A 23,176-nucleotide genomic window follows, 5' to 3' on the forward strand; every position below is an offset into this window, starting at 1 on the left:
GAACCTGCTCCCGGATAAATTGATGAAGAAGCTCCCTGGCTGCTAGCAGAGGATAACTTCTATGGGCGATTTCATCATCCGGGACCAAACACCTAGCCAGGATGACAAAGTGTAATCCGTTGGTTAGCAAGATGCATATGTCAGTTGTACTCGAATTTTTCAGTAGCCTGGTTATATCCCCCTTGTTTTTTCGACTCCATCTGGGGTAACACCTAGCAATTGTAATTAAAGCGCTTCGCGCTAAGGAATTTGAATATGACAACTGGCACAGTTAAGTGGTTTAACGACGCTAAAGGTTTTGGCTTCATTTCTCCCACCGATGGTGGTGACGATCTGTTCGCTCATTTCTCTGGAATTAAGGCCGATGGCTTTAAATCTCTGCAAGATGGTCAACAAGTTTCATTTGATGTGATTCAAGGTAAAAAAGGCCTGCAAGCCTCAAACATCGAAGTTGCCTGACATCTAAGCCGTAAGGCTTCGAACACCGTAACCTGTTTCAACGGGTTACGGTGTTTTTTTGTGCCAAAATCATCGGCATTTAGTCAATTTGTCATTTTCAGAAGACAACTGCACTAGGTGACGGGTCGCAACGCCCGATATGGAGGCGACTCCTGATAGCTCGATATCAATAGTCGCTTTCACCAACCTCGCCATTGCTCAGTACTCCTATGGCGGGCTGGGTCATGGCGTCAGATACCTTACTGATTGCTGAGCAAGGCGTGGCCACCCTGTCTGATGAAGCCTGAACACAGGCCCCGGCAGCGTACGGCCATCATCGGGCCCTTAACGGCACTTGAAGTGGTAGGGCTTGAGGCTGCCGACGACGACGCTCAAACGCTGGGTCTGTCCCGGCAGCAGGTGTATGTCCTGATCCGCCGCGCACAGCAAGGTACTGGCCCTGTAACCGGACCTGGCTCCCGGCCGATCCGGCGGTGGCAAGGGCAAGAGTCGTCTGCTGGAGTCGGTCGAGCGCATCATCCGTGAACTGCTGCACAAGCGCTTCCTGACCAATCAGAAGCGTAGCCTGGCGGCGTTTCATCGGGAAGTCGTACAGGCGTGTAAAGCGCAACAGTTGCGACTGCCAGCGTGGAACACCGTAGCTCGGCGGATCGCCGAACTCGATCCGCTCAAGATCACTCGCCGCCGTGAAGGCCGGGATGCGTCCCGTGACCTGCAAGGTGGTGGTGGTGTGCCTCCCGTCGTAACCGCGCCGTTGGAGCAAGTGCAGATCGACTACACGGTCATCAACCTGATCGTGGTCGACGAGCGCGACCGACAACTGATTGGCCGTCCCAACCTGACTATCGCCATCGACGTGTTCACCCGCTGCGTGCTCGGCATGGAAGTCACGCTGGAAGCGCCGTCTGCCGTTTCAGTCGGCCTGTGCCTAGCGCATGTCGCCTGCGACAAACGCCCTTGGCTGGGAGGAGTAGGCGTGGAAATGGACTGGCCGATGAGCGGCAAGCCCAGGCTGCTCTACCTGGACAATGCGGCTGAGTTCAAGAGTGAAGCGCGAGGCTGGCTTCCAGGTTCAGGCAGTCATCGACCAGAGCGCTTGCAGGCCCAGGTCGAGGGTAAGAATCTGGGCCGCACATGCCGTGCCTCCTGTCCAAGTGGAGGTCATATCCCGGCCTAGCTCAGGGGGCTAATTCCACACCCAACGACGAAGAGCCTTAATAGAGTATTGATCACTTTCATCAGACTGGCGATGGCTCTCCTTTCTAGGTTATCCCGAGCGCTTTCTTTGCGGCCATACCATGGCGACTAGGTAAAGCGCTAATGCCAGCAGTGTAGCAGTGGCACCTGGCGCATCTAGCAGGTAGAGAGTAAACCCACTTGTTAGGCACCAGAGTGCAGGTAGAACTGAAAGCGCCCAACGCCAGTGCGCTGGCTTGAGTATGATGACAGTGCCCAGGCTGGCGATGGCCAAGGGGTCCGGCATCAGCGCGAATACTTCAGCTCCCGCTAGACCACGCCAGTGCATGGTCAAAAGGGGATGTAGGGTCAGAGTCCGGTACCGATAAATCGCGACAGGCTGTTTCCTGCAAGTTCAGGCGTGCTCTTGATGGCATAAAGACCAAGCAACAGCGCTTGCAGAACAAAAAATGGCACCACGTAAGGGATGCCCAGTTGGATGGGTGCGTAGCGCTGCCAGAGAAAGGTCCAGGCCACGAACACCCAGGCAAGGGCTAGGGCCAGAAAGGTCAGGCGCAGCCGCAAGGCCGTGGGACGCAGAAGAGCAAGCAGCATGGCCGCGCCCAGCGCGAGCGCCAAAAGCTGCCCCGGCCAGAGTGCCTGGTTGTGAAGCACGAAGAGGCGCTCGTAGACCCGTAGCGAGAACATCAGTAGATCCGCCGGGCGATAGCTTGTCCATTCTTCGCTCATATCCATCGACATTGCCTATTATGGGCGCGCGGCTCAGAGATTCTGAACATATTCAGCCATGCGTCGGCGCATAGCGGCATCGGGTAGGGGCTTTCGGGCTGTGGCCATGTTCTCGCGCACATGATCAGGGCGGGTGGTGGCGGGAATGGCGCAGCTGATGTCGGGGTGGGAGATGATGAACTTGAGAATAAACTGGGCCCAGCTGCCGGCTTCGATCTCTGACGCCCAGGAGGGCAGCGGCTTGCCTTCCAAGCGCCGAATCAGGCGTTTTTGCTGGAAGGGGCGATTGGCGATCACGCCGATGCCGCGCTCGCGCGCCAAGGGCAGCAGGCGCGATTCGGCCTCCCGATCCACGATGTTATAGGTCAGCTGCACGTAATCCAGCGGATAGTCGCGCATGATGCGCTCCATCTTGTCATGGCGCCGGCCATGTGAGGTGGTGATGCCGACTTGGCCTATTTCGCCTTGCTCCTTCATCGCGAAAAGCGTCTCCAGATGCGCCTCCCAGGCCACCAGGTTATGCACCTGAAGCAGATCGAAGCGCTCAACGCCCCACTCCCGGCGCGAGGCCTCGATCTGTTCGGGCCCTTCCTCGTGGCTTGATGTCCAGACCTTGTCGGTTGAGTAAACTTGATCGAAAGCATCTAGGGTCTCAAGGCCATGGCCGATGGTTGCCTGGGATGAGCCATACATAGGCGAGGAGTCGATCATGCGCCCACCCATGGCGAAAAAGGCCGCCATCACCGCCGTGCACTGTTTCAAAAGCACGGGGTCATTGCCCACGTTGAAGGTGATCCAGCTGCCAAGGCCCACCAGCGGGAGCTTAAGATCGGTATCAGGCACCGGACGCGTCAACGGCGCCTGCTTGTCATTACCGTAAATCGCCGGTATTGACGTGGCCGCAGCCAGCGACAGCATGGCCTGCAGGAGCCGGCGCCGTGACAGGATGCAATCGGTCATGAAACCACCCAAGCCGACCGTGATGATTTTTGGCGTTTGCGCGTAGTGATGCGGATGATCAAGCCTCTTTGCGGGTGGGCGGTGCCATAAATTCAGGCCCCACCGGGTTCTTGATGCAGCGCTGAAGTATTTCGTCGATGGTCTTGTACGCCTCGGCGTCCAGTGACCAGCCTTCAATCTCGCTGACCGGGTCAAGCTGATCAGGGCGGCGAGCGCCCCAAAGCGCTGTGGTCGTCATCTTTTGATCAATCAGCCAGCGAAGCGATAGCGCCAATATACTCTTTTGATAGCGCTCGCGGGCAAACTGCTCAAGCTCAGCCACCGCTTTAAGGTACTGCTGATAGCGTTCACCCTGGAACTTAGGGTCCACTTTGCGCAGGTCATCGCCAGTAAACTCGGTGTCTTCTCGCATCTTACCCGTCAAAAGTCCCCGGCAGAGACCACCATAGGTAATAGTGGCAATGCCGTGTTTTTGGCAATAAGGCAGGATGTCATGTTCGATCTCCCGCTCAAACAGGTTATAGGGCGGCTGCAGACTGTGGAGGGGTGCGATTTCGCGGAACGCATCCATCTGTTCCGGGCTGAAATTGGAAACGCCGATTGCGCGAATCTTACCGGCCTTATACAGCTTTTCCATGGCCCGTGCTGTCTCTTCCATGGGCGTTTTTGGGTCGGGCCAGTGGATTTGATAGATATCGATGGTATCGGTCTGAAGGCGCTTGAGCGAATCTTCGATTTCCCGCTCAATACGCGTAGCCGTGGCATCGCGCCAGAGGTTTTCGTGATTGTCGCTCCAGTTCAACGCCGCCTTGGTGGCAAGTACAACCTTATCTCGCCGGCCGCCCGAAAGTGCTTTACCAATGATCTCCTCAGAGCGGCCAAAGCCATAGACGGGCGCGGTATCGATCAAGCCAATACCCTTATCGATGGCCGCGTGGATGGTGTCGATGGATTTCGCTTCATCGGTGCCACCCCACATCCAGCCGCCGATGGCCCAAGTACCCAGACCAACCGGCGTGACCTGAATATCGGTATTGCCAAAACGTTGCGTGTCCATTAAGTCTCCTAAGCGTTGGGAAGTTTTATTTGATCGCTAGTAGCTTGGTAGCCTTCGGCACAACTCGCAAGGAGGGCGCATCGTTTTTGCTTCAGGAAGTGCTGATATTGATCGCGCCGAGCGGCGGGAGAGTGGCGCGAAGATCAATTATTCAGCTACCATATCGAGCATCAAGGGCAGACTCTGGCGAAAATGGCCAAGCACTTCGATGCCGGACACCTGCGCTCGACGCTGAGCGAGGTCATCGGCCCATTGACTCCTGAAAACCTCGGCCACGCGCATCGCAAGCTTGAAGAAGGCCACGTTACCGGTAAGCTCGTAAATGGTAATGCCCTAGCCTTGCCGACCTGTAGTGCATGTGACTAGACGGCTTTTGTCCCTTGAGCAAATCGGAAAGCTTGATGGTCGGTGTCGTTCAATTAACATCCTCCCCACCCTTCAACGCTGGCGCGCTTCAGGATGAGTATTCCCAGGTTGTTACCTTCCTGGTTCCTGCTTCGTTGTCCGCTGCCTCAATGCCTTGGCATTGCCGGTCTTACACAAACTCCACAGGCGTTCATTTCCGAGTGCACCTCGGTATGTTCTTCAACTCCCGGCGCCAGCCAGTAGCGCGGTGCCTGCTTGTAGAATATTGCGGGCCGCGTTCACATCCCGATCAATACCTTCAGCGCCGCAGTCCGGGCAGTCCCAGGTGCGGATGTTGAGCGACAGTGATTCCATCACATAGCCACAGCCATGGCAGCGCTTGCTGCTGGGGTGCCAGCGGTCGATTTGGACGAACTGCCGCCTTGCCCATTCAGCCTTGTACGCAAGCTGGCGCATCAGCTCACCCCAGCTCACATCGCTGATGGCCTTGGCCAGATGGGGGTTTTTAACCATATTCTTTATCTGCAAACTCTCCGTTGCGATCACTTGGTTCTCGTTAACGATCTGGCGGGTGAGTTTGTGAAGATGATCTAGCTGGATATCGGCGGTTTTGGCGTGGCACTTAGCGACTTTCTGTTTGGCTTTGGCGCGGTTATTTGGCGCCTTTTGCTTACGGCTCAGGCGACGCTGCGCTTGCGTGTGTACTGCGTGGTATGGCGCGGTTTATTGACCCGCTGGCCGTCGCTGGTCACGAAAAGAGCTTTCAGCCCCAGGTCGATACCGACCCTTTTCGGCACGATGTCTAAGGCTTCTGTTTCGACCTGGCACAAGCAGCTAATAAAATAACGGCCCGCGCGGTCTTTGGAGACGGTGACATTGCTCGGTTTCGCCGGTAGATCGCGGCTCCAGCGAACATTTAGCGGCTCGCTGCATTTGGCGAGCGTGATCTGGCCGTCACGGTACGAAAACGCCGAACTGGCAAAGGTGGCTGACTGACGATTCTTTTTCGATTTAAGGAAAGGTAGGTTGTTTTCTATGATGCCTGAGTATCGACAACCATGGCGGTGGGGGCACGCTAAGAGCTTGGGAAGACTACCCGGTAACCGGCTTGCCCGCGACTGCTGATGATGTGGCTGGCTAATTGGGGGACGGATAACAAGATGCCAATCCCAGCATGTCGAAATTAAGGCTCATCATCTTTTGCTTCCAGACGTGTTTCGATGCGTTCGCCATCACTGACGGACGCTTTCCACAAGTCATTCCAGCTATCCGGTGGGTTACCTTTTTTGAGCATCTTGCGGAAAGTAGCGTAAGCATCCTGCTTGCTGTCGTAGGCGCGCTTGGTGGATTCGTCGTTGGCCCAAGCGTAAATGAGGATCTTGCTTGCAAGGTCGTAGCGAAAAAACAGCTGGTACTGCTGGTAGAACTTTGCTCGGCACCAATGGGTGTGCTCAGATTCGAGGGTGTTTCCTTGGCGATACTGAAGGCCTGACGGATCCTGTGGAATGTCGTTTTTAGCCAGCTTCACAATCGCTGCCAGACGCTTGGTGGCCGGTTTGCTGCGATATCCGAGCGGATCCTTTTTCTGGAGTTGCTTTACCTTACGCGTGAGCGCATCGACCTGCTCGAGGAATAGCGGATGTGCGTAGATCGTCCATCCGTTTATCTCTAGAGGCTTCATCAGATTTTGCGCGGGAAACCCGGTACTTTAGTGCCGGGAGGGATAGCGCGTCGTGCGAAGCACGACGTGGGATTCCCTGTCCGCGTCTCCTTTTTTGCTGAGTGTGTATCAAGTGATGGGTCTTGCCACCACCGTGCGGAATTAAGGTGCAGGCTTTCCACCTGCTGGGCCGTTAAGCTTTGCCCGTAAAGGCCTAGTGTCGCGGGGTATTCGCCCCATCTCTCCTCGACAATGTGTGCAACCGGCTCCCGCTTGCGCGGCGATCAGAACCTTCGGCGTTTTACCTTGCGCCAGCATGATCCTGACCTTTCAGAGCAGCGGACTGAGGAAGCATCCACTGGTGAGTCTTAACGACCTGTTGCACACGTAGCCCCTTTCGACTGTCCCTGTCAGGCGGGCTTAGGCTGGTCAACCGGGCTTGTTTTCACAAGCCTCCGTCTTTAGGCGGAGGTAGTTGACGTGTCGTCGTCGTCCTCTGGCAGTTCCTCATCGAGATCTACCTCAATGCCTGCGGTCAGGCGTTCAGCCTCGGCAAAGGTGCTGGCAGTGATAGGTCGAATGTTTTCCGGATGCTCCTGCAGGTCGCGTTCTAGAAAGGCTAGGAAGCTTGCCATCACGGGGTCTTGGCTTGTCTCATCGCGAGCGCGAGTGAGCACCACTTCCCCATTGGGGCGAATCATGTAGTGAATCCGATCGCGGCGTTTCAGCTTCAGCACACGACGAACCGATGCCGGAACGGTCGTCTGATAACGATCCGTTAGGGTGGAGTCGTCCTCAATGACCGTGTTCATGATTGGCCTCCGCTCAATGGCAATGCAAAAGTAATGCGTTTAAAATAATGCAATCGCATTGCCCCATCAATGGCAGAAAAAGCAGTCAACTACTCGGGGCTAAAGCCTCCGAGCTTGTGACATCACAAGTTCGCACGGTTGACCAGGGAAAGCGGTAACCAACCCGCTACGTGCTACATAGGGTAAAGACCCACTCCGAGGTGCTTCCTCAGCTTCGGACTCTGGAACGAACCATCATGCTGGCGTAGGAGTGAGCGCCGAAGGTGGCAAGGCGGCGGAAAGCCAATCCGGTGTCGCACATTCCCGAGGGGAGACGGGGCGTAAGCCCCGCGACACTAGGCCCGTAAGGGTACGTTTAAAAGAGTCAATCGCATGGCGGTTTTCGTACTAGGGCGTGTTGGCGTTTGATCGAAGATGATTTGGCAGGATAGGGGCAAGCTCGCAGAATAGAGGTTCTCACGCCAACAAACTGCGAGCTTGCGATGCCCTGACAAATGCTCATGGATGAACACTGGTCGAAGCTGAAACCTATCCTGCTTCAACAAGGTATCTATGACAAGGCCAACCTGCGCATCACTGTGGAAGGCATCCTTTATCGGATGCGCACTGGCTGCCAGTGGCGGGACCTGCCAGAAGCGTTTGGGCCCTGGAATACAGCCTATAAGCGCTTCAACGCCTGATCGGCGAGCGGAAAGCTGATGAGAGTTTTCAGCACGCTGGTGGAAGATCTTGATGTCGAGTGGCTGTTCATTGATGGCTCTTACGTTAAAGCACACCAAGACAGTACAGGCGCCTGCACAGAGGAGGCAGAAGCTATTGGCAAAAGCCGTGCAGGCAACACCAGCAAAATTCATCTGGCTGTTGATGCTTACGGACTTCCCAACACCTTCAGGATAACGGGCGGTGAGGTACACGACAGCGCAGAAGCCCAGGCATTGATTGATGACTTGCCGGCAGGTGGTGCGCTGGTAGCTGACAAAGGCTATGACAGCGAGCGTATCCGTGAGCAAGTGGAGGCAAAGGACATGGAAGCCGTGATTCCCCGCAGGCGTAATTCGAAAAAGGGAAATGCCAGTCTGGACAGAGGGTTATATCGCTATCGGCATCTCGTCGAGAATGCCTTTGCTCGATTGAAGCCGTATCGCGCCATCGCGACGCGATACGATAAACTGAAGCGAAATTACGAAAGCATGGTGCCCTTGGCCTGCGGCTTTTTATGGCTACCAATGTGAAAGGTCAACAGGCCCTAATCGATAGTGCTTTGGAAGCCAGGGTGCAAATGCGACGCATCTTAGAGAAATGATTGCACTGGGTATTTGACAAGGCGCCCGATGGGCGCCGAGCTATCCGACCTCGTACTAAACGCACGAGGTTTCCGTGTAAACTGATCACCAAAGCTAAGTCGTCAGATCAGCATATTTTCAGAGCTTGGTCATGCGCAGGTAAGGGCGCAGCTCTTCCCAGCCGTTCGGGAACATGCCCTTGGCTTCTTCGTCCGAAATAGACGGCGGAATAATCACATCACCACCCATGCGCCAGTCAGCCGGCAGGGCACAGCTGTTGGTGTCTGCGGTCTGCAGCGCGTCAATAGCCCGTAGGATTTCGTCAAAGTTACGGCCAACCGCCATCGGATAGGTCATGGTCAGGCGCACTTTCTTGTTGGGGTCGATGATAAATACACTGCGAACCGCCGCCGTATCACTTTCACCCGGGTGAATCATTTCGTACAGCTTGGCAATTTTGAAGTCTGGATCGGCCACAATCGGGAACTGCAGATTACAGTTCTGAGTATCGTTGACGTCATCAATCCACTTCAGGTGCTCGTCAACGCTGTCGGTGGACAGGCCCAGAGGCTTCACATTGCGCGCTTCAAATTCTTTTGACAGCTGTGCGGTACGACCCATTTCAGTGGTGCATACCGGCGTGAAGTCAGCCGGGTGGCTGAAAAAGAATACCCAGGAATCACCGCTCCAGTCGTGGAAGCTGATCTCGCCTTTGGTGGTATCTACTTTAAAATCCGGGGCGGTTTCGCCGAGTCGAATGCTCATGAATACATTTCCTTTCTGAATGAATATGGGGTGTTCGTTGATGTCACCAACAGCGTAAAAGCTTTCTATCCTTATATCAAAATTAATCTATCTATAGGCCTATTAGTTTTAATCAAAGACTGACCACTCGTTGCCAGCAGGGCGTTCAATGCTCGTCCAGGTCTTTATAGCCAGTGATCATTGCAGCGCGGCTCATGGGTGACCGTCATGCCACAATATCTATTGATGACCTTGCTTTTACCCAGAGTCTGACCAGTTTCCTGGTGTTCATAGAGCCGGGTCCAGTGGGTGGTATCCCGAATCTTTTCCCCGGCCTCGGCATGGCATTTGAGGCAAGCCGCAGTGACATCCTCCGCCCGCTTGAAAGGCCTCTCCAGTGCCTTGAATTGACCATGGTCTGCGAACGGTGGTGAGCAATCGATAGCGGCGGTCGCCAACAACGGCAAGGCGGCGAACAATACACACAGCCCTATGCTGACAACGATGTTGTCCATCTCGGTCACCGTATCCGAAGAAACCCATTTCTAAGTCGAGCTTAAAAAGCGTTAAGACAAGGTTTCACTGGCCGCAACATTCCGTCGCACCCGGAATCCCGCCCATAACAAGAAAACTATGACATAGTCACTAAAATACTCCCTTACACCACTTTACATAAACGATGAGTCCTTACGTCAGCTTTCAGGGGCTGGCATTTTCGTTCAGATACTTAAATACCGAGAGGACCGAGGTAAGCAATGACACAGACCGACACATCCCGCCTGCAGAACTTCCCCATCTCCTGGTTCGCCATGGTGATGGGGCTGGCCGGGCTGACCATTGCCCTACACCGGGCGGAAACCGTTTTCGAGCTTTCTTTGGGGGTAAGCTCGGTGACCCTCGTGCTGACTATCGCGGTTTTTATCACGCTTGCGCTCATTTACGCGCTGAAAGCCTTCCGCCACCCGGATCTGGTCAAGGCCGAATTCAGCCACCCGATCAAACTCAACTTTTTTCCGACCATTTCCATCGGGCTGATATTGATAAGCACTGCGCTGCTACCGCATCAGAAAGACATTTCTTTCGTGGTTTGGGCAATTGGCACCGCACTGCACCTGGGTTTCACGCTCTACGTGTTGTTGGCCTGGATCCATCACACCCATTTTGAAATCAACCACATGAACCCGGCCTGGTTCATTCCCATTGTCGGTAATATTCTGGTGCCTATTGCCGGGACACAACACGGCTTCACTGAGCTCTCCTGGTTCTTCTTCAGCATTGGCGTGGTGTTCTGGCTGGTGCTGCTGACCATCATCTTTAACCGGATGTTTTTCCATCACCCACTGCCTGGCAAATTGCTACCCACGCTGTTCATCCTGATTGCGCCGCCGGGTGTTGGTTTTGTCTCCTGGTTGCAACTGAACGGCGAGCTGGATGCCTTTGCCCGAATTCTGTACTACAGCGCCCTGTTCCTGACCCTGATGCTGTTCACGCAGGTACCCCGCTTTCTGAAAATTCCGTTTTTCCTGTCCTGGTGGGCCTATTCCTTTCCCATGGCGGCCATCACCATTGCCACGCTGAGCATGTATGAGCTGCTGGAACTGGCGTTCTTCAAAGGGTTGGGTGTACTGCTATTGGTGCTTTTGATCGTGCTGATTGCGGGGCTTTTGGTGAGAACCGCGGTGGCGATCCGCCGGCAGGAAATCTGTGTTGAGGAATAATGATTAACGACAGGCAGGTGAGGTATCACTCGCGCCTACGGACGATAGTTTTTCCTGATGACGCATAAGACTCAGCCATCTTCAGGAACCGATATGGCATCGGCGGAGTTCTCGCCGCGACCGTGAGAAATTGCGGGATCATGGCTTTGAGGTCATAGTGCACTGACGCCATGCTTTTGGTTGGTGGTATACCAAATGGCGGCGAACCAGACGCGAAGCTCTGTTCGCGTTTTATCAAAAATGGTGCCTGCTGTTACCCTTGCTTGGTGCCTGCATACTGGACAGATCATCCTGCCGCGTCTGCGTCGATGAACTTCCGATATTACCCCGCACTTCGGGCAAACCAGTCCGTCCGGCCAGCGTAGCTTTTCCAAATAGTCCCGGCACGCTTGTTCAGAGTGGAACCAATCAAGGAATTGAACCCAGGTCGTTGGGTAATCATTTCCACCTATCGGAACAGTTGTTGGCATATCCATCAAAGGATTCTGCTACTTGTGGAGCTAAAGGGATACCCTGTATAGCCTATCAATGCCTGACGTGAAGTTACCTATTTAAGGTAGGTGATTTTGTCAGTACTCTGCGGCGCTTTTATCAACATCAAGAGAGCGGTCACTCGTTGATGGCCGACAAGGTCTCTTTGCCCACTTATATCCGTTGACGCTTATGGTCATTTAAATCGACGGTGTGCGTTCAACGGCAGGCTTCAGCGTTTTCGCAGATTGTGACCCGCCAGTTCTCGCTCGTCTTGGACGTACAAGGTCCAAAACTTCCAATTACCTTAATATGCATCGGCCCTGAGCGAACGGTATAGCATGATACGCTCTCGGTTCCTGTGTCACATCGCAGACTGACGTATTGCCGCCTCATCCTTACGGCGTCGAGCGATCATGATTCATTGGTCTGTTATCTTTCCAGTTGTCCTCAGGGCGTATACTGGAGCCATCATTTCCAGGAGGTAGTTGTATGTCGCAGCCCTTGACCCGCCATAACCGCCCTCAGCAAGTTTTCGATGCTATTGCTGCTGCCAATGCCAACCTCTCGGATGCTGATAGAGCGATCAAGTATGACAAGCTTGCTGTCTCACCGTATCGCTTTTTCCGAGGCACCAATCATCTTTACTGGAACGATGTCTGGCACGATTGGCGCTTCGCTCTGTACGGTGGGCTGCCCGAGACCCAGACGTGGCTGCAGGGGGATGCTCATGCCTATAACTTCGGCGCGTATGGCCACCATGACGATAGCGTGCGTTACGGCATGGATGATTTTGACGACGCGTTGATCGGTGACTACCAGTATGACCTTTGGCGCCTGGCCATTAGCCTGGTACTCGATGCTCGTGAAAACGTCGGCCTGTCCCGCAAAGGCATACGCAAGGCACTCGTGGCTCTAGTGGAGAGCTATCATGACGAGTTGGTAGGCCATCAACGTGGCGAGACGCCAGGGGCAGTCACGCTCGATACGGCAAAAGGTCCTCTGAAGCCTTTTATGCAGCACGTTGGCGACAAAAACAGTCGGGCAAAGAGCCTGCATAAGTGGACGCAGCAGACCGCGGAAGGGCGCCGGTTCGCTGAACGGCCAGATAAGCTCGCCGGCTTACCTGCCCATATCGGCAGTCAACTGCGTAAGGCGGTTGAGGAAGAGTATCCTCAGACGCTTCAGAGCAGACGCGCTGAGGCGGAGGACAGCCACTTTCGCGTCAAGGATATGGCGCGGCGCCTGAATGCTGGCACAGGCTCGCTGGGGCTGGAGCGCTACTACGTGCTGATTGAAGGCGGACGTAATCATGAACACGATGACGTGATTCTCGACATTAAGCAGCAGACCCCACCCGAAGGATGGGCGCTGATGACGCGCAACGAAAAGCAAGCCTGGCGCAACGCGTTTCCTCACGAGGGTATACGCCACGCAGCGGCCTTCTGTGCCATTGCAGAGCACCCAGATATTTATCTGGGTTGGCTGCACCTGGACGACCGGGTATTTTCCGTACGTGAGCGCTCGCCCTACAAGAAAGATTTTCCCACCGACAAGATCGATTCCGCAAAACCCTATCGAAAACTGGTGGGGCAGTGGGGCCGTATTCTTGCTCGTGAGCATCTACGGGGAGCACGTGCATTGAACCCTGATGATCCGGCTTGTTTTGCGCGCAGCGTCTGTTCGCAACTGGAGGGGCGACTTGACCATTTTGTCGATATGGTCACGACGCTGGCCCTGAGCTACGCTGAGTGTGCAACGCAGGATTACCGTTTTTTCGTCGAGGATTGGTCGAAGCAGGATAACCATCAGAAGGCGGATAAGAAGAGTTGACCAGGTTTGACGACCGTGCTTTGGCCAGGAGAGAGTATATTCTATACCTCGTTATAGCCCTCCAATGCAAACGGGTTCAGAAACTGCCTGCCCCAAAGGAAGTCGCGGTCTACTCGGCTCAGGTCAGCCTCATCGCAGACAGCACCCCAGTGCTCACGAATGGTTGCTATCTGGTGATTGATGATCTCACGGGCCTGAATCTGGCTCAGTCCAAGCCGCCCCGAGGCTGTCAGGCATTGGATCAGCTGACTGCGACGCTCGTGGCCATGCAGCAGCATCGCCTGAGTGGCTTCGCCACCGGTACGTGACTGGGGGCAGATGTCATAGGCCGGCGTCAGTCGATAGCTCACGCCATCCCAGAAGGCCGCATGGTTACGTGCATGGTCGTCAGTGTTGCCGCAGAGTACGTTGAAGACGATGCGGCCGAACAGCTCGCGCAGCGTTTCCCCTGGCTGATCGAACTCGAATCGGATCCGATGGGCGAGCTCCTCATAACTGGCATAGCGGGCCATCATCTCGTCGAGGCCGAGCAGCGTGAGGGCCGAGAGCACAATTTGCCGACTCCAGCCGTCAGTGGTCTTCACTCTGTCGAAGCGTTCCACCAGCAGAACATCCTTACCTAGTGAGCTGGCCATCTCGACGGGAGCAACATTGAGTCCCGCCTGCCTGGCGAGCCGCATGGCGATGAACTCCGCCTTCACCACGCTGTAGAGATCAGTGCTGGAAGAAAACTTTGCCACCAGCTTGCGATCCTGATCGTCCAGCAGGGCCTTGGGGCGTGCGCCGCCGATACTGCTGCCGTGCTGAATGGCCTGTTCTAGGGCCGGAGTAAGCGGTTCTCCTGCTTCTACATACGCTGAGGCTTCCTGCAACTCATCCAGGGTGGCAGCCTGACTCTCGCGTGGCCTGTAATCGGTGGCAGACTCTTGAAAATCCAACGCACCGATCCTGTCCGAGCCGGATTCAAGCAGATAGACCAGCTCGTTGAAGTCGACACCATCAGCTGTATCGCCTTTCTGTCCTGTTAGGCGATTGATGATGACGCGACGTCCCCAGGCATCCGGGGAGGCATCACGCAAGCAGGAGGGCAGCGCGCCGTCGGCTTGTTCCTGGGTGCCTGACTGAAGGGGAAGCTCATCAGGGAAGAGGCCGATCGCATCAGGTCGTTCAAGGTAGCGACGACCATAGGTAAAGCGATAACGGTCCTGGTCATCGCGCTCGACGAGACCGGCGACCACCGGGAATGTCTGTCCGGGAAGCCAGATCCAAACGTAGGCGTGTCGACTAGAAGTCATCATCAATAGGCTCTTGGGACTGACGGTGAACCCGCTTGGGGAGCAATGTCAGCCGCTCCCGCTGGGTCGCCTGTTCGCGCCTTAGTGTGTCCGTATCATCGGTGAACAGCGCCACGCCGACCAGCGCCGCGGCTTCGAAGTAAGTCCCAATGGCCACTCGGGGGGATCCCTTGGCGACCTGACGGATCGTGACCACGCCGACGCCCACCCGCTCGGCGAGCTCGTCGCGGGTCCACCCTTTACGTAATCTTCCCTCTTCGATCAGTCCGGCGAACAGACGCAGGGAGAGAGAGGCTTTGGGGCTGAGGGTGACGTGTCGTGTTTTCATACCGATACTATAATATAGATAAGACTTCTTATCGATAACATAATATCGTTTTTATGCTTTCGGCCGCCTTAGGTGGATGGCTTTGCGTAAAGGAATTGCGTAAATTTTCTACGTACACAGAACGACGGATTTTTAGAAGGTAATACCATGAAGACGAAGTACCCCCAACAAGATGAGGGCCTAACACACGGCGTCTGCCTTGGACGGAAGCAGCACTTTTGGAGGGACTCACGCCGACCACGGCCCATGCCGATGAAGTCGCGATCCCAACTGCACGCGAACTAAGGCAGGCAGCACCCGACGCACCGTAAGGCGTCATGTGGCGCTTGTACCTCGGTGGCGTTTCTCTATACTGTTTTTATATTCAGTTTATAGGGAGCCACCATGTCACTGCCCGTGTCACTGTTAGGCCGAGCGGATGTCGCCGCCGTGCCTCACCCGTTGCCGCTTTTCACCAGTGCCGTACGCGCTGGGTTTCCCAGCCCGGCGGATGATCACCTCGATACCGACCTTGACCTTCACCGCCATGTGGTCAAACACCCAGCGGCGACGTACTTTGTGCGCGTTGAGGGTGATTCGATGATCGGTGATGGCATCCACCCCGGTGATCTGCTCGTGGTTGATCGCAGCCTGGACGCGTTGCCCGGCCGCATTCTCGTGATTGCCGTTGATGGCGAACTGACGGTCAAGTGCTTGGAGCGGGTCGGGCAGCGCGCCTACCTGCGGGCAAGTAATCCCGCCTATCCGCCGATTCCCTTGGACGGACGTGAGTCTCACGTGTGGGGTGTTGTCACGCATGTGCTGCACAGCCTGCCCGGGGCCACGCCGTTATGATCGCCCTGGTCGACTGCAACAATTTCTACGTTTCCTGCGAGCGCGTGTTTAACCCAGCCCTGGAAGGCCACCCCGTCGGCGTGCTTTCCAATAATGACGGCTGCATCGTCGCGCGCTCGAACGAGCTCAAAGCGCTGGGCGTAGACATGGGCACCGCCATGCACCTGCTGCCACCGGCCATCCGCCGTCAAACGGTCCTGCTATCGAGCAATTACGCGCTGTACGGTGATATGTCCCGGCGCGTCACCGAGGTGCTGAGCGAGTTCTCGCCTCATGTCGAGGTGTACTCCATCGATGAGTCGTTCGTGGGGTTTCAGGGGTTTGATCCGGCGACGCTCGACGCACGCGGCCAACGCTTACGCCAAACGGTGCAGCAATGGACGGGGATTCCCGTGTCGGTGGGATTTGCGCCCACGCGGGTGCTGGCCAAAATTGCCAATCACATGGCCAAGAAACACCCTGCCTACCAGCAAGCGGGGGTTTGCCAGCTCACCGCGGACAGTCCCACGACTCACGCCTTGCTTAAACAGCTGCCGGTAACCGAGGTATGGGGCGTGGCACGCCGTACGGGCGAGCGGCTAAAGGTGATGGGCATTGAAACCGCCTGGCAGCTACGCGAGGCCGATCCCAAACACGTGCGCAAGCGCTTCTCGGTCGTGCAAGAGCGCCTGGTATGGGAGCTGCGGGGGCAACCGGCGATTCAACTCGACGACATGAGTGCGCCCAAGCAACAGATCATGGTCTCGCGCTCGTTTGGGCGACTGACCGGCAATCCCCACGACTTACGCGAAGCCATTCGCCACCACGCGGCCCGCGCCGGCGAAAAGCTACGTCAGCAAGGCGGTGTCACCAGTGCCGTTATGGTCTTTGTGCGCACCAACCCGTTTCGCAGCGACTTACCCCAGTACCGCAACCGGGTGGTCGTCACGCTGGATCGTCCCACCGACGACAGCCGTGACCTTATCGCGGCCGCCGTGCAAGGGCTCAGGCATCTATGGCGTAAAGGGTACCGCTACCACAAAGCCGGCGTGATGCTGCTCGATCTTGCCCCTAAAGCTAACCGCCAACTCACGCTGACGGAAACACCGCAAACGGCGGCAGAGGTCAAGCGCAGCGAACGGCTCATGGCCACGGTCGACAAGCTCAACCGAGAACTGGGCAAAGGCACGATTCAGCTGGGTTTGCCTCGGCAAAACAATGCCTGGACACTGCGCAGTGAACGGCGAACACCGCGTTACACCACTCGCTGGAATGAGTTGCCTCAAGTCAAGCTGTAAGCATTGAGCATGAGAAAACGATCAGAATAATGGGCAAAAACAGTTTTCCACTGCTAAGGTGCATTAGGATATTAATGATTCTTTTCTTGCATGGAGCGCAGGATGCCGCCAACCCCATCATCAAGTCTTGATCCATTACGCACTGTATTTGCGTATCGCGCCTTTGATCTACGTGATCGGTTTCCCCAGCCACTGGAAACATTTCGCCAGGCATTAGAGTGCTTACAAAGCGATGATGGTTACTTGCCGGATATGAGCGGTGAGATTGTGGCTTACCTTCGGGATGGCCGCGCACTGCCTATCCCCGAATATTTTTTTATTCTTCAGGCGGGTAACAGTAGCGCTGTGGTGCCACCGCAAGAAAATGATTATGTCTGCGCGGCTGTTGAAGTTTGGTTACGAGACGCGTTGCTAAAGACAGCGACAGTGCTAGAAAAGGCATCAACTGTTTGGCCTGCTCGGCTCAACATACTACTTGATCAATGCGACCCCAATGCCCCAGAACCTGACGATATACAGGCATAGCTCCACATGGGTGAGGATGGCAGAGAAATCATCGACGCCCCCAGCAGAGAAAATGTTTGGAACGCAGCCATTAGAGCGATAGGTGAAGTACAAGCAAGGCGCTGGATGGCACCCCCAATGCGCAACTGGAAAACCAACGTCCCATGGCTGTACTGGAGACAAATCCTCAGCGTGTTTATGCGTATTGGCGTTGGAAAAGGTGGGAAACAATGAAGGATGAAAGGGCAGAAGACGACCCAAAGCAGACATGTCGGCAAAGGCAGCATATGCTCGTTTATCCTTGTTAGAATTCTGAGGGAATAATTTGTTCAACCTACCGCTCAAAGTTGAAGCTTCTTTGTCTAGAGATACGAAATTATGGCGCTATATGGATCTCGCAAAATTCGTGTCATTGCTAGACTCGCGCAATCTTTGGCTCGCTAGGTCTGACACGTTCAAAGACCAAAGTGAGGGGCTCTTTCCCGACGAGATGAGAATTGCTATTCAAAGCGCTTATGAAAGCTTTGAAGAGAAAGAAGGCTCGCCAATAAACAATGCGGATGACTTCCAGTTATATCTGTGCCGAAACGCCTACGTAAGTTGCTGGCACAAAAACATCGAAGAAAATATGGTGATGTGGGAACTCTATGGCCGTGGAGGCAATACAGTTGCCATTCAAACAACAGTGGAAAAGCTGAAGACTAACATCTCCATAATAGATAGGGAATGCATAGGATTTTATCTGAGAAATGTTCAGTATTCTCGACCTGAAGATGTGAAAGGTCAGCTTTCTTATAGCGATCCGTTCTTCATAAAGCGCCCACATTTCAGTTTCGAGCAAGAAGCTAGAATTTTATTAATTACATACTCAGCCTACCGGCCAGAGAAAGAGACGCCCCTCGGTGTGACAGTCAACTTGGACTTAGCAGCAGCCATAGAGAAAGTTCTAGTACATCCAGATAGCCAAGAATGGTTCGTCAGGACCGTTAAATCTGTTGCGGCTAAGTTTGGTCTGAGTGCTCCTGTTGAGAGAGGTGTGTATGGCAACAAATTCTAACAAGTGGAGCACAGTGACCGCTTCTCTGCCACTAAAAATCGGCACGTGTGCCGGACGTTAAGGTGCAAGCATGACATCTGATCCGCACTGGACTGCCTACATCGGGGCGCTATTGGTGCCCACTGTGGCACTGCTCGGGTTACTCATAGCGTATCGTCAATGGAGAACGGCGCAGAACAAGCTCAAGCTTGAGCTTTTTGAAAAGCGTTTGGCTATCTATAATGCCGCAACTGCCTTTATTAGCAGCGTCATGACTAGTGGCAAAGCAACCGATGATCAGCTTCGCAATCTGATATTGGGCACTAAAGAAGCAAAATGGATACTCTCACCCGACATAGCAAAATATTTGGATGAAGAGCTTTATTCAAAAGGTGTAGATCTACAATGCCTTTCAGCTGAACTTGAGGGTGTGCCGGTTAGCGCGGAGCGATCAACCAATGTCCATGAGCAGAGAAACATCAAGCTCTGGCTCAACGACCAATACCGGATTCTTGATGCAAAATTCGCAAAATATCTGTCCATCAGCCACTGACCCTCCCCTAACGAGGCGATTAAATCTTCTCCGTATCTACGGCTCTCCGCCGGACGCTCCTATCGGGGCACCACTTTTGTTCGATAGCAGCTACATCCAATATAGACGTGTTGTTTACGCCCCGTCCAAGGGGAAGGGCTGATGAGTGTAAAGGAAACGGCTGTTTCAATAATTCATCTTCTGAGAGGTTGACCCCCCTTGCTCGATCAGGCCAAATCTACATGAAACGTCGAAGAACCTCTAAATTCGAATCCTGGAAGCTTGTAACTATTCATGGCGACTAAACAAAATAAATCAGGCAATTTTATTGTATGTGGGAAATTTGATAACAACATCCCTTTGCACAATGCATTTCAAGAAAAATATAAAAAAAACAAAAGAATTATGTCAACTTCATTATCATCAACAAAAGATTTTCTCTTTAAATTAATTGCAACAGATGGTAAATATATTTGGTACAAAGATAAAAATTATGATGCGAGAGACTTTGTTTCATTTTTAAGCACTACTGAAAAGAAGAATTTAATGGTGTTAACGTACAAGGAAAAAAGCTTGCTCCTTGAGATTGAAGTTGAATTAGATGCAAGGGTAAGTGTATTTGAAGAAAAATTTCCAGTGTTCGATAACGTGGTTTTTTTTAAATGCAAAAAATCCCGAATTAAGTTTATGGAACGAGGTCTATTAGAGCTTAAAAATAAAGGAATCGTAGCTAGTTCCTTAGGACAATTTTTTTCAGGTGCAAACCTGTACCGTGTCGAAAGAAAGCTTCGTTTTAGTAGCCCACTTGAAAAGTGGTTCGGCTTAGCAAGCATGTCAGGCTATCAAGATGTTTTTAAGCTCTATGAAGAGAGGAATGATAGGGTAATAATTGCCTTGGATTTCAATTCAATGTACCCATCCTGCATGAAAGGAGAATTTGCCGATCCACGACTTCTTAAGTACAAAATATTCAAAGATAAAAATGTGGATCTAGAAAGACTTCAGTATGGTATTTACCGTGTAAATTTAAAACATCCGAAAAAAAGTTTCTTCAGGTCATTCCATCCATTTAAGTACGTAGAATCGACAAAATCCTTTCATTTCAATATGCAAAATGAGGACGTAATCCAATGTCTTCTTTTCAAGAACGAGATAGAAGCCTATAAAGAATATTTTGATGATGTAGAGGTAATTGATGGTATTATATCAAAAAAAAGTATAACCCATCCACTATATAACCGTGCTAAGCGTCTGTATTCAGCAAGAATGAATTACAGGTCACAGAATTCAGCACTTCATTATAAACTTGCAACATTTGAACTTCAGACCATGCATAGCTCAACGTCAAAAAGACACTATAAAAATACTTCATTTAAGTCAATTGAAGACATGGATGCTGTCTTGTCAAAGGAATATGGGATAGATCTGATAGGAAAGAAATCTGTCACATCTGTTAAACGATTATTGAATAACAAAAATTTCTTAGCCTATATGAATAATTCTGAAATTGAATTGAAGTCAATCAATCTTTCGTCTCCTTTTAATATCTTCAGCCTTTCATCTCAAGTCGTTGCCAATTCACGCATTAAGATGATTAAAACAATAGAGAAAATAATTTCTATTAAAGATTCCGAAATATGTTATGCCAACACCGATTCACTTCATATCTCAGTCAAGAAAGAAAACATAGATTTTTTTCTGAATTCAATTTCCAATCTATTATCTGACGAAATGGGATATTTAAAAGTAGAATGCATTGCTGAACGTGGGTATTGGTTTGACATAGGCAGGTATTGGTTAAAAGATAGCAATACGACTTTACAGTATAAAAACAAATTCTTTAGAAAAAAAACAAGCCAAAACCCTTACACTCGATACAGCAGATATAAAGTAATCCATAAAATGAAAGATTTTTCTTATGTTACTGAACATAAAGCATTCCTTCAAGATTGTCACTCATTTAACAAAAGAATTAATATTAAAAGTCTTGACCACGCCAATTTTGAAAGGTACGATTTTGTTGAGGTTAAAAACCTTGATGTAGCTGATGAAACCTATGAAAATGAGGCTCTTAGGTCCAAATTGACCTTGGTTAATCTTTTTAATAGGGTTGCTACCGACGAAGTGCTACGCACGCGCTACGCGCTAAATGTGAAATAGAGAATAACTAACATTCTCTCGTTAAGATCAAACAACTCACTTCATCTGGGTTGTTTGATTTATTTCTTTTTGAGACTTAGTCCAAGCGCCAAGATAAATTCCTAAAGTTTTTGAAAACACTAATCGTTGCCGTTTTTTGCATGATTGTAGTGGCGACCTTAAGTATATTAACATTGCCTATACCTGGTAATGAAGTTAGTAGTGTTAAATTATAGCTTATATTTGATATTTGGTCTGTACTAACGGATTACGTCTTTTGTATTTCTTGGAATAAACTCAAAGGATGCTTTATAAAGAGATGTATAAGATGTTTTTTTTGAAATTCCTCTGAAATGTTTTTATCTTCATATTTTATTATCGTTTCAATCAAATCCCTAGAACCTTTGCTACAGAAGTATTTGATGTGCTTTAAATGCCTCACTCTCCACTTTGGATAATATTTTTTGGTGCTGTTTAAATACTCTAGACCATCTTGATAAAAAGATTCTGCGTCAAGAAACTCTTTTTCAGCAAGTTTGTCCCCTATAACCATAAGTTCATTGTTATATGAATCCCCATGATAACTTATGTCATATAGACTCAGGTAAAGCCTGGCAGTAGATAAAAGATTTCTCATGTGACTGACGGGAAGATTCTTATGCGATCCATTCCCATATACTTTGTCTACTTCCTGATGTATGAACTTTTGAATTCTCTCGACCCTATAATAGGGCACCTCATTGCTGATGTTTGTTTTTACATCAGAAGATAGTTTTATGATCGCATTGTTAATACAAGAAGTTAAGCTTATTTTTGAAACCTTTGATATAAGTCCCTTTATCATAATTTCCAGGCATCTCTCGTCTTTTATAATATTAACATATGCTTCCGGTAGCCTCTCTTTTAAAGCATATCTTTGGATTATATAGTTTCGCTCATCTTCCAGTATTAGCTTTATTAGCCTTTTTTTTATAAAGCTCAATGTTTCATTGCCATCCAGTATGCTTTTTATATAGGATTCATTTTTTTTATATTTTTTTGAATCGCGCTCTTTATTTAAGATTTCTTGGTAGCTTTTATCTTGAGAAGACCTGTGTGAACCAAATGCAAGCTCAGGCACACCAGCTGCAATTTCAAGCTCAGTGAAGCCACCACGTAAATCGTCCTCTCCAATACTCATAAATTTAGTCCTCGAGTTTAAGATTATATATCTGTCCAAGCTACCTTTCCCAACACCCACCCCGTTCGACACCCTCATTAATAATAAAGCGGGATGAACACGATGCCCAACAGCTTCAGCCTTCGCTTCAATATCAGCTATCGGCCCTGACCGTAGAGGTTTTCTCGGCTAACGTCGTCAAAATTCACGTAGGCTTGATTATTAAAACGAAAACATTCCTCGCGATCAACGTAGACCACCATGATAGGTAGCTGATCAGCGAACCGCCCGATAATGCCCTGATCGACGTTTAGTGATGCCCTGAGTTTGATAATGACGCTGCCATCGGAAAGAGCGCAGCAGCAGACCACACTGTTTTCGAACCCCGAGATTTCTCCTGGTTGAATCTCTCGTCTAGATAAGCAGCCCGAGACTGCCTCTCCCAGCCGGGTGTGGATACCTGTTAACTCTCTTGGAGCCATACTGATCAGGGTTTCCGGCTCACACCTAGGCGTGGCTAGGTGTCGCACACGCCATCGGTGATTACTAGTTCGCCCAATATGCAAAGGTAGACAGTGTGGTAGAGAGCCAAGTATTCGCTCCAGCAAGCTGGTTTACTCATGACGGACTATATCCTTAGTCAATTTAAGTCTTACTATGCGTTGAGCGCGACTGTGTGTCCATGACCTATCAGCCCGCCTCATTCATGAGAACGCCGATTGAGCATTTTTGCAGCCCTGGGTTGCCGGCTTCGGTCTTCAGTAGCCGTATTTATGGCGTGTG

General features: G+C 51.7%; 24 protein-coding genes and 3 pseudogenes. 12 read left to right on the top strand and 15 right to left on the bottom strand.

Features of this window, described 5'->3' with window-relative positions:
- Positions 1–255 precede the first annotated feature (255 nt).
- Positions 256–459 (top strand): cold-shock protein, encoded by a 204-nt coding sequence (locus tag QC823_RS14825; RefSeq protein WP_309657121.1) that lies wholly within the window; start codon positions 256–258, stop codon positions 457–459.
- 313 nt (positions 460–772) lie between these two features.
- Here the strand turns inward: QC823_RS14825 and QC823_RS16300 are convergent, their stop codons facing one another.
- Positions 773–1,039 (bottom strand): hypothetical protein, encoded by a 267-nt coding sequence (locus tag QC823_RS16300; RefSeq protein WP_479715095.1) that lies wholly within the window; start codon positions 1,037–1,039, stop codon positions 773–775.
- A 150-nt stretch (positions 1,040–1,189) separates the two neighbouring features.
- Here QC823_RS16300 and QC823_RS16305 point away from each other — a divergent pair, with 150 nt between their 5' ends.
- Positions 1,190–1,636 (top strand): integrase catalytic domain-containing protein, encoded by a 447-nt coding sequence (locus tag QC823_RS16305; RefSeq protein WP_479715096.1) that lies wholly within the window; start codon positions 1,190–1,192, stop codon positions 1,634–1,636.
- Positions 1,637–1,726: 90 nt separating this feature from the next.
- Here the strand turns inward: QC823_RS16305 and QC823_RS14835 are convergent, their stop codons facing one another.
- The 4 genes from QC823_RS14835 to QC823_RS14850 form a co-directional block, all read right to left on the bottom strand.
- Complete coding sequence (locus QC823_RS14835; RefSeq protein ID WP_309657122.1) at positions 1,727–1,942, bottom strand: hypothetical protein; 216 nt, start codon at positions 1,940–1,942, stop codon at positions 1,727–1,729.
- Positions 1,943–2,004: 62 nt separating this feature from the next.
- Positions 2,005–2,391 (bottom strand): hypothetical protein, encoded by a 387-nt coding sequence (locus QC823_RS14840; protein WP_309657123.1) that lies wholly within the window; start codon positions 2,389–2,391, stop codon positions 2,005–2,007.
- Positions 2,392–2,418: 27 nt separating this feature from the next.
- Positions 2,419–3,345: an aldo/keto reductase gene (locus tag QC823_RS14845; RefSeq protein ID WP_309657124.1), complete on the bottom strand. Its 927-nt coding sequence runs from the start codon at positions 3,343–3,345 to the stop codon at positions 2,419–2,421.
- Positions 3,346–3,403: 58 nt separating this feature from the next.
- On the bottom strand, positions 3,404–4,402 hold the full coding sequence (locus tag QC823_RS14850; protein WP_309657125.1) for an aldo/keto reductase: 999 nt from the start codon (positions 4,400–4,402) through the stop codon (positions 3,404–3,406).
- Between the two features lie 192 nt (positions 4,403–4,594).
- Between QC823_RS14850 and QC823_RS14855 the strand changes: the two genes are divergently transcribed.
- Positions 4,595–4,768, top strand: coding sequence for a zinc-binding dehydrogenase (locus QC823_RS14855; RefSeq protein ID WP_309657126.1), 174 nt, complete (start codon positions 4,595–4,597; stop codon positions 4,766–4,768).
- 219 nt (positions 4,769–4,987) lie between these two features.
- Here QC823_RS14855 and QC823_RS14860 read toward each other — a convergent pair.
- From QC823_RS14860 to QC823_RS14870, 3 genes and pseudogenes are all read right to left on the bottom strand, one after another.
- Positions 4,988–5,790: pseudogene (locus tag QC823_RS14860) on the bottom strand (RNA-guided endonuclease InsQ/TnpB family protein); the annotation flags it as partial.
- Between the two features lie 161 nt (positions 5,791–5,951).
- A complete protein-coding gene (locus tag QC823_RS14865; protein WP_309657127.1) occupies positions 5,952–6,449 on the bottom strand; it encodes a type II toxin-antitoxin system YhaV family toxin in 498 nt (165 codons plus the stop codon).
- 440 nt (positions 6,450–6,889) lie between these two features.
- On the bottom strand, positions 6,890–7,240 hold the full coding sequence (locus QC823_RS14870; RefSeq protein WP_309657128.1) for a type II toxin-antitoxin system PrlF family antitoxin: 351 nt from the start codon (positions 7,238–7,240) through the stop codon (positions 6,890–6,892).
- A 494-nt stretch (positions 7,241–7,734) separates the two neighbouring features.
- Here QC823_RS14870 and QC823_RS14875 point away from each other — a divergent pair.
- Positions 7,735–8,472, top strand: a pseudogene (locus QC823_RS14875) (IS5 family transposase).
- Positions 8,473–8,661: 189 nt separating this feature from the next.
- Here the strand turns inward: QC823_RS14875 and QC823_RS14880 are convergent.
- Positions 8,662–9,288, bottom strand: a complete 627-nt coding sequence (locus QC823_RS14880) for a peroxiredoxin (RefSeq protein ID WP_309657129.1) — start codon at positions 9,286–9,288, stop codon at positions 8,662–8,664.
- Between the two features lie 164 nt (positions 9,289–9,452).
- Positions 9,453–9,782 carry a hypothetical protein gene (locus tag QC823_RS14885; protein ID WP_309657130.1) on the bottom strand — a complete coding sequence of 110 codons (330 nt, stop codon included), beginning with the start codon at positions 9,780–9,782 and terminating at the stop codon, positions 9,453–9,455.
- A gap of 240 nt (positions 9,783–10,022) precedes the next feature.
- Between QC823_RS14885 and QC823_RS14890 the strand changes: the two genes are divergently transcribed.
- Positions 10,023–10,985 (top strand): SLAC1 anion channel family protein, encoded by a 963-nt coding sequence (locus tag QC823_RS14890; RefSeq protein WP_309657131.1) that lies wholly within the window; start codon positions 10,023–10,025, stop codon positions 10,983–10,985.
- 155 nt (positions 10,986–11,140) lie between these two features.
- Here QC823_RS14890 and QC823_RS14895 read toward each other — a convergent pair.
- Positions 11,141–11,461 (bottom strand): annotated as a pseudogene (locus QC823_RS14895) (transposase); the annotation flags it as partial.
- 487 nt (positions 11,462–11,948) lie between these two features.
- Here QC823_RS14895 and QC823_RS14900 point away from each other — a divergent pair.
- Entirely contained in the window at positions 11,949–13,289 is a 1,341-nt protein-coding gene (locus tag QC823_RS14900; RefSeq protein ID WP_309657132.1) for a DUF2252 domain-containing protein, read from the top strand.
- 41 nt (positions 13,290–13,330) lie between these two features.
- Here QC823_RS14900 and QC823_RS14905 read toward each other — a convergent pair whose 3' ends face one another.
- Both QC823_RS14905 and QC823_RS14910 read right to left on the bottom strand, forming a co-directional pair.
- A complete protein-coding gene (locus QC823_RS14905) occupies positions 13,331–14,587 on the bottom strand; it encodes a type II toxin-antitoxin system HipA family toxin (protein ID WP_309657133.1) in 1,257 nt (418 codons plus the stop codon).
- Positions 14,574–14,912: a helix-turn-helix transcriptional regulator gene (locus tag QC823_RS14910; RefSeq protein WP_309657134.1), complete on the bottom strand. Its 339-nt coding sequence runs from the start codon at positions 14,910–14,912 to the stop codon at positions 14,574–14,576. The genes QC823_RS14905 and QC823_RS14910 overlap by 14 nt, the downstream gene beginning before the upstream one ends.
- A 384-nt stretch (positions 14,913–15,296) precedes the next feature.
- Here QC823_RS14910 and QC823_RS14915 point away from each other — a divergent pair, with 384 nt between their 5' ends.
- From QC823_RS14915 to QC823_RS14940, 6 genes are all read left to right on the top strand, one after another.
- A complete protein-coding gene (locus tag QC823_RS14915) occupies positions 15,297–15,746 on the top strand; it encodes a LexA family protein (protein ID WP_309657135.1) in 450 nt (149 codons plus the stop codon).
- On the top strand, positions 15,743–17,023 hold the full coding sequence (locus QC823_RS14920) for a Y-family DNA polymerase (RefSeq protein ID WP_309657136.1): 1,281 nt from the start codon (positions 15,743–15,745) through the stop codon (positions 17,021–17,023). The genes QC823_RS14915 and QC823_RS14920 overlap by 4 nt, the downstream gene beginning before the upstream one ends.
- A gap of 102 nt (positions 17,024–17,125) precedes the next feature.
- The gene (locus QC823_RS14925) at positions 17,126–17,548 is read left to right on the top strand and encodes a hypothetical protein (RefSeq protein ID WP_309657137.1); all 423 of its coding nucleotides are present in this window, start codon (positions 17,126–17,128) and stop codon (positions 17,546–17,548) included.
- Between the two features lie 367 nt (positions 17,549–17,915).
- A complete protein-coding gene (locus tag QC823_RS14930) occupies positions 17,916–18,584 on the top strand; it encodes a hypothetical protein (protein WP_309657138.1) in 669 nt (222 codons plus the stop codon).
- 70 nt (positions 18,585–18,654) lie between these two features.
- Positions 18,655–19,116 (top strand): hypothetical protein, encoded by a 462-nt coding sequence (locus tag QC823_RS14935; RefSeq protein WP_309657139.1) that lies wholly within the window; start codon positions 18,655–18,657, stop codon positions 19,114–19,116.
- A gap of 273 nt (positions 19,117–19,389) precedes the next feature.
- A complete protein-coding gene (locus tag QC823_RS14940) occupies positions 19,390–21,255 on the top strand; it encodes a hypothetical protein (RefSeq protein ID WP_309657140.1) in 1,866 nt (621 codons plus the stop codon).
- A 247-nt stretch (positions 21,256–21,502) separates the two neighbouring features.
- On the opposite strand, the gene QC823_RS14945 is transcribed toward QC823_RS14940, so the two are convergent.
- Positions 21,503–22,414 (bottom strand): hypothetical protein, encoded by a 912-nt coding sequence (locus QC823_RS14945; protein ID WP_309657141.1) that lies wholly within the window; start codon positions 22,412–22,414, stop codon positions 21,503–21,505.
- Positions 22,415–22,551: 137 nt separating this feature from the next.
- Positions 22,552–22,875 carry a hypothetical protein gene (locus QC823_RS14950; RefSeq protein ID WP_309657142.1) on the bottom strand — a complete coding sequence of 108 codons (324 nt, stop codon included), beginning with the start codon at positions 22,873–22,875 and terminating at the stop codon, positions 22,552–22,554.
- Positions 22,876–23,176 lie beyond the last annotated feature (301 nt).

This window comes from Vreelandella vilamensis (assembly GCF_031451755.1).
Taxonomy (GTDB): Bacteria; Pseudomonadota; Gammaproteobacteria; order Pseudomonadales; family Halomonadaceae; genus Vreelandella; species Vreelandella vilamensis.

Coding starts and splice junctions, on each gene's coding strand:
- QC823_RS14825 (WP_309657121.1), top strand. CDS start 256: ATGACAACTGGCACAGTTAAGTGGTTTAACGACGCTAAAGGTTTTGGC.
- QC823_RS16300 (WP_479715095.1), bottom strand. CDS start 1,039: ATGAAACGCCGCCAGGCTACGCTTCTGATTGGTCAGGAAGCGCTTGTG.
- QC823_RS14835 (WP_309657122.1), bottom strand. CDS start 1,942: ATGCCGGACCCCTTGGCCATCGCCAGCCTGGGCACTGTCATCATACTC.
- QC823_RS14840 (WP_309657123.1), bottom strand. CDS start 2,391: ATGGATATGAGCGAAGAATGGACAAGCTATCGCCCGGCGGATCTACTG.
- QC823_RS14845 (WP_309657124.1), bottom strand. CDS start 3,345: ATGACCGATTGCATCCTGTCACGGCGCCGGCTCCTGCAGGCCATGCTG.
- QC823_RS14850 (WP_309657125.1), bottom strand. CDS start 4,402: ATGGACACGCAACGTTTTGGCAATACCGATATTCAGGTCACGCCGGTT.
- QC823_RS14855 (WP_309657126.1), top strand. CDS start 4,595: ATGGCCAAGCACTTCGATGCCGGACACCTGCGCTCGACGCTGAGCGAG.
- QC823_RS14865 (WP_309657127.1), bottom strand. CDS start 6,449: ATGAAGCCTCTAGAGATAAACGGATGGACGATCTACGCACATCCGCTA.
- QC823_RS14870 (WP_309657128.1), bottom strand. CDS start 7,240: ATGAACACGGTCATTGAGGACGACTCCACCCTAACGGATCGTTATCAG.
- QC823_RS14880 (WP_309657129.1), bottom strand. CDS start 9,288: ATGAGCATTCGACTCGGCGAAACCGCCCCGGATTTTAAAGTAGATACC.
- QC823_RS14885 (WP_309657130.1), bottom strand. CDS start 9,782: ATGGACAACATCGTTGTCAGCATAGGGCTGTGTGTATTGTTCGCCGCC.
- QC823_RS14890 (WP_309657131.1), top strand. CDS start 10,023: ATGACACAGACCGACACATCCCGCCTGCAGAACTTCCCCATCTCCTGG.
- QC823_RS14900 (WP_309657132.1), top strand. CDS start 11,949: ATGTCGCAGCCCTTGACCCGCCATAACCGCCCTCAGCAAGTTTTCGAT.
- QC823_RS14905 (WP_309657133.1), bottom strand. CDS start 14,587: ATGATGACTTCTAGTCGACACGCCTACGTTTGGATCTGGCTTCCCGGA.
- QC823_RS14910 (WP_309657134.1), bottom strand. CDS start 14,912: ATGAAAACACGACACGTCACCCTCAGCCCCAAAGCCTCTCTCTCCCTG.
- QC823_RS14915 (WP_309657135.1), top strand. CDS start 15,297: ATGTCACTGCCCGTGTCACTGTTAGGCCGAGCGGATGTCGCCGCCGTG.
- QC823_RS14920 (WP_309657136.1), top strand. CDS start 15,743: ATGATCGCCCTGGTCGACTGCAACAATTTCTACGTTTCCTGCGAGCGC.
- QC823_RS14925 (WP_309657137.1), top strand. CDS start 17,126: ATGCCGCCAACCCCATCATCAAGTCTTGATCCATTACGCACTGTATTT.
- QC823_RS14930 (WP_309657138.1), top strand. CDS start 17,916: ATGGATCTCGCAAAATTCGTGTCATTGCTAGACTCGCGCAATCTTTGG.
- QC823_RS14935 (WP_309657139.1), top strand. CDS start 18,655: ATGACATCTGATCCGCACTGGACTGCCTACATCGGGGCGCTATTGGTG.
- QC823_RS14940 (WP_309657140.1), top strand. CDS start 19,390: ATGGCGACTAAACAAAATAAATCAGGCAATTTTATTGTATGTGGGAAA.
- QC823_RS14945 (WP_309657141.1), bottom strand. CDS start 22,414: ATGAGTATTGGAGAGGACGATTTACGTGGTGGCTTCACTGAGCTTGAA.
- QC823_RS14950 (WP_309657142.1), bottom strand. CDS start 22,875: ATGGCTCCAAGAGAGTTAACAGGTATCCACACCCGGCTGGGAGAGGCA.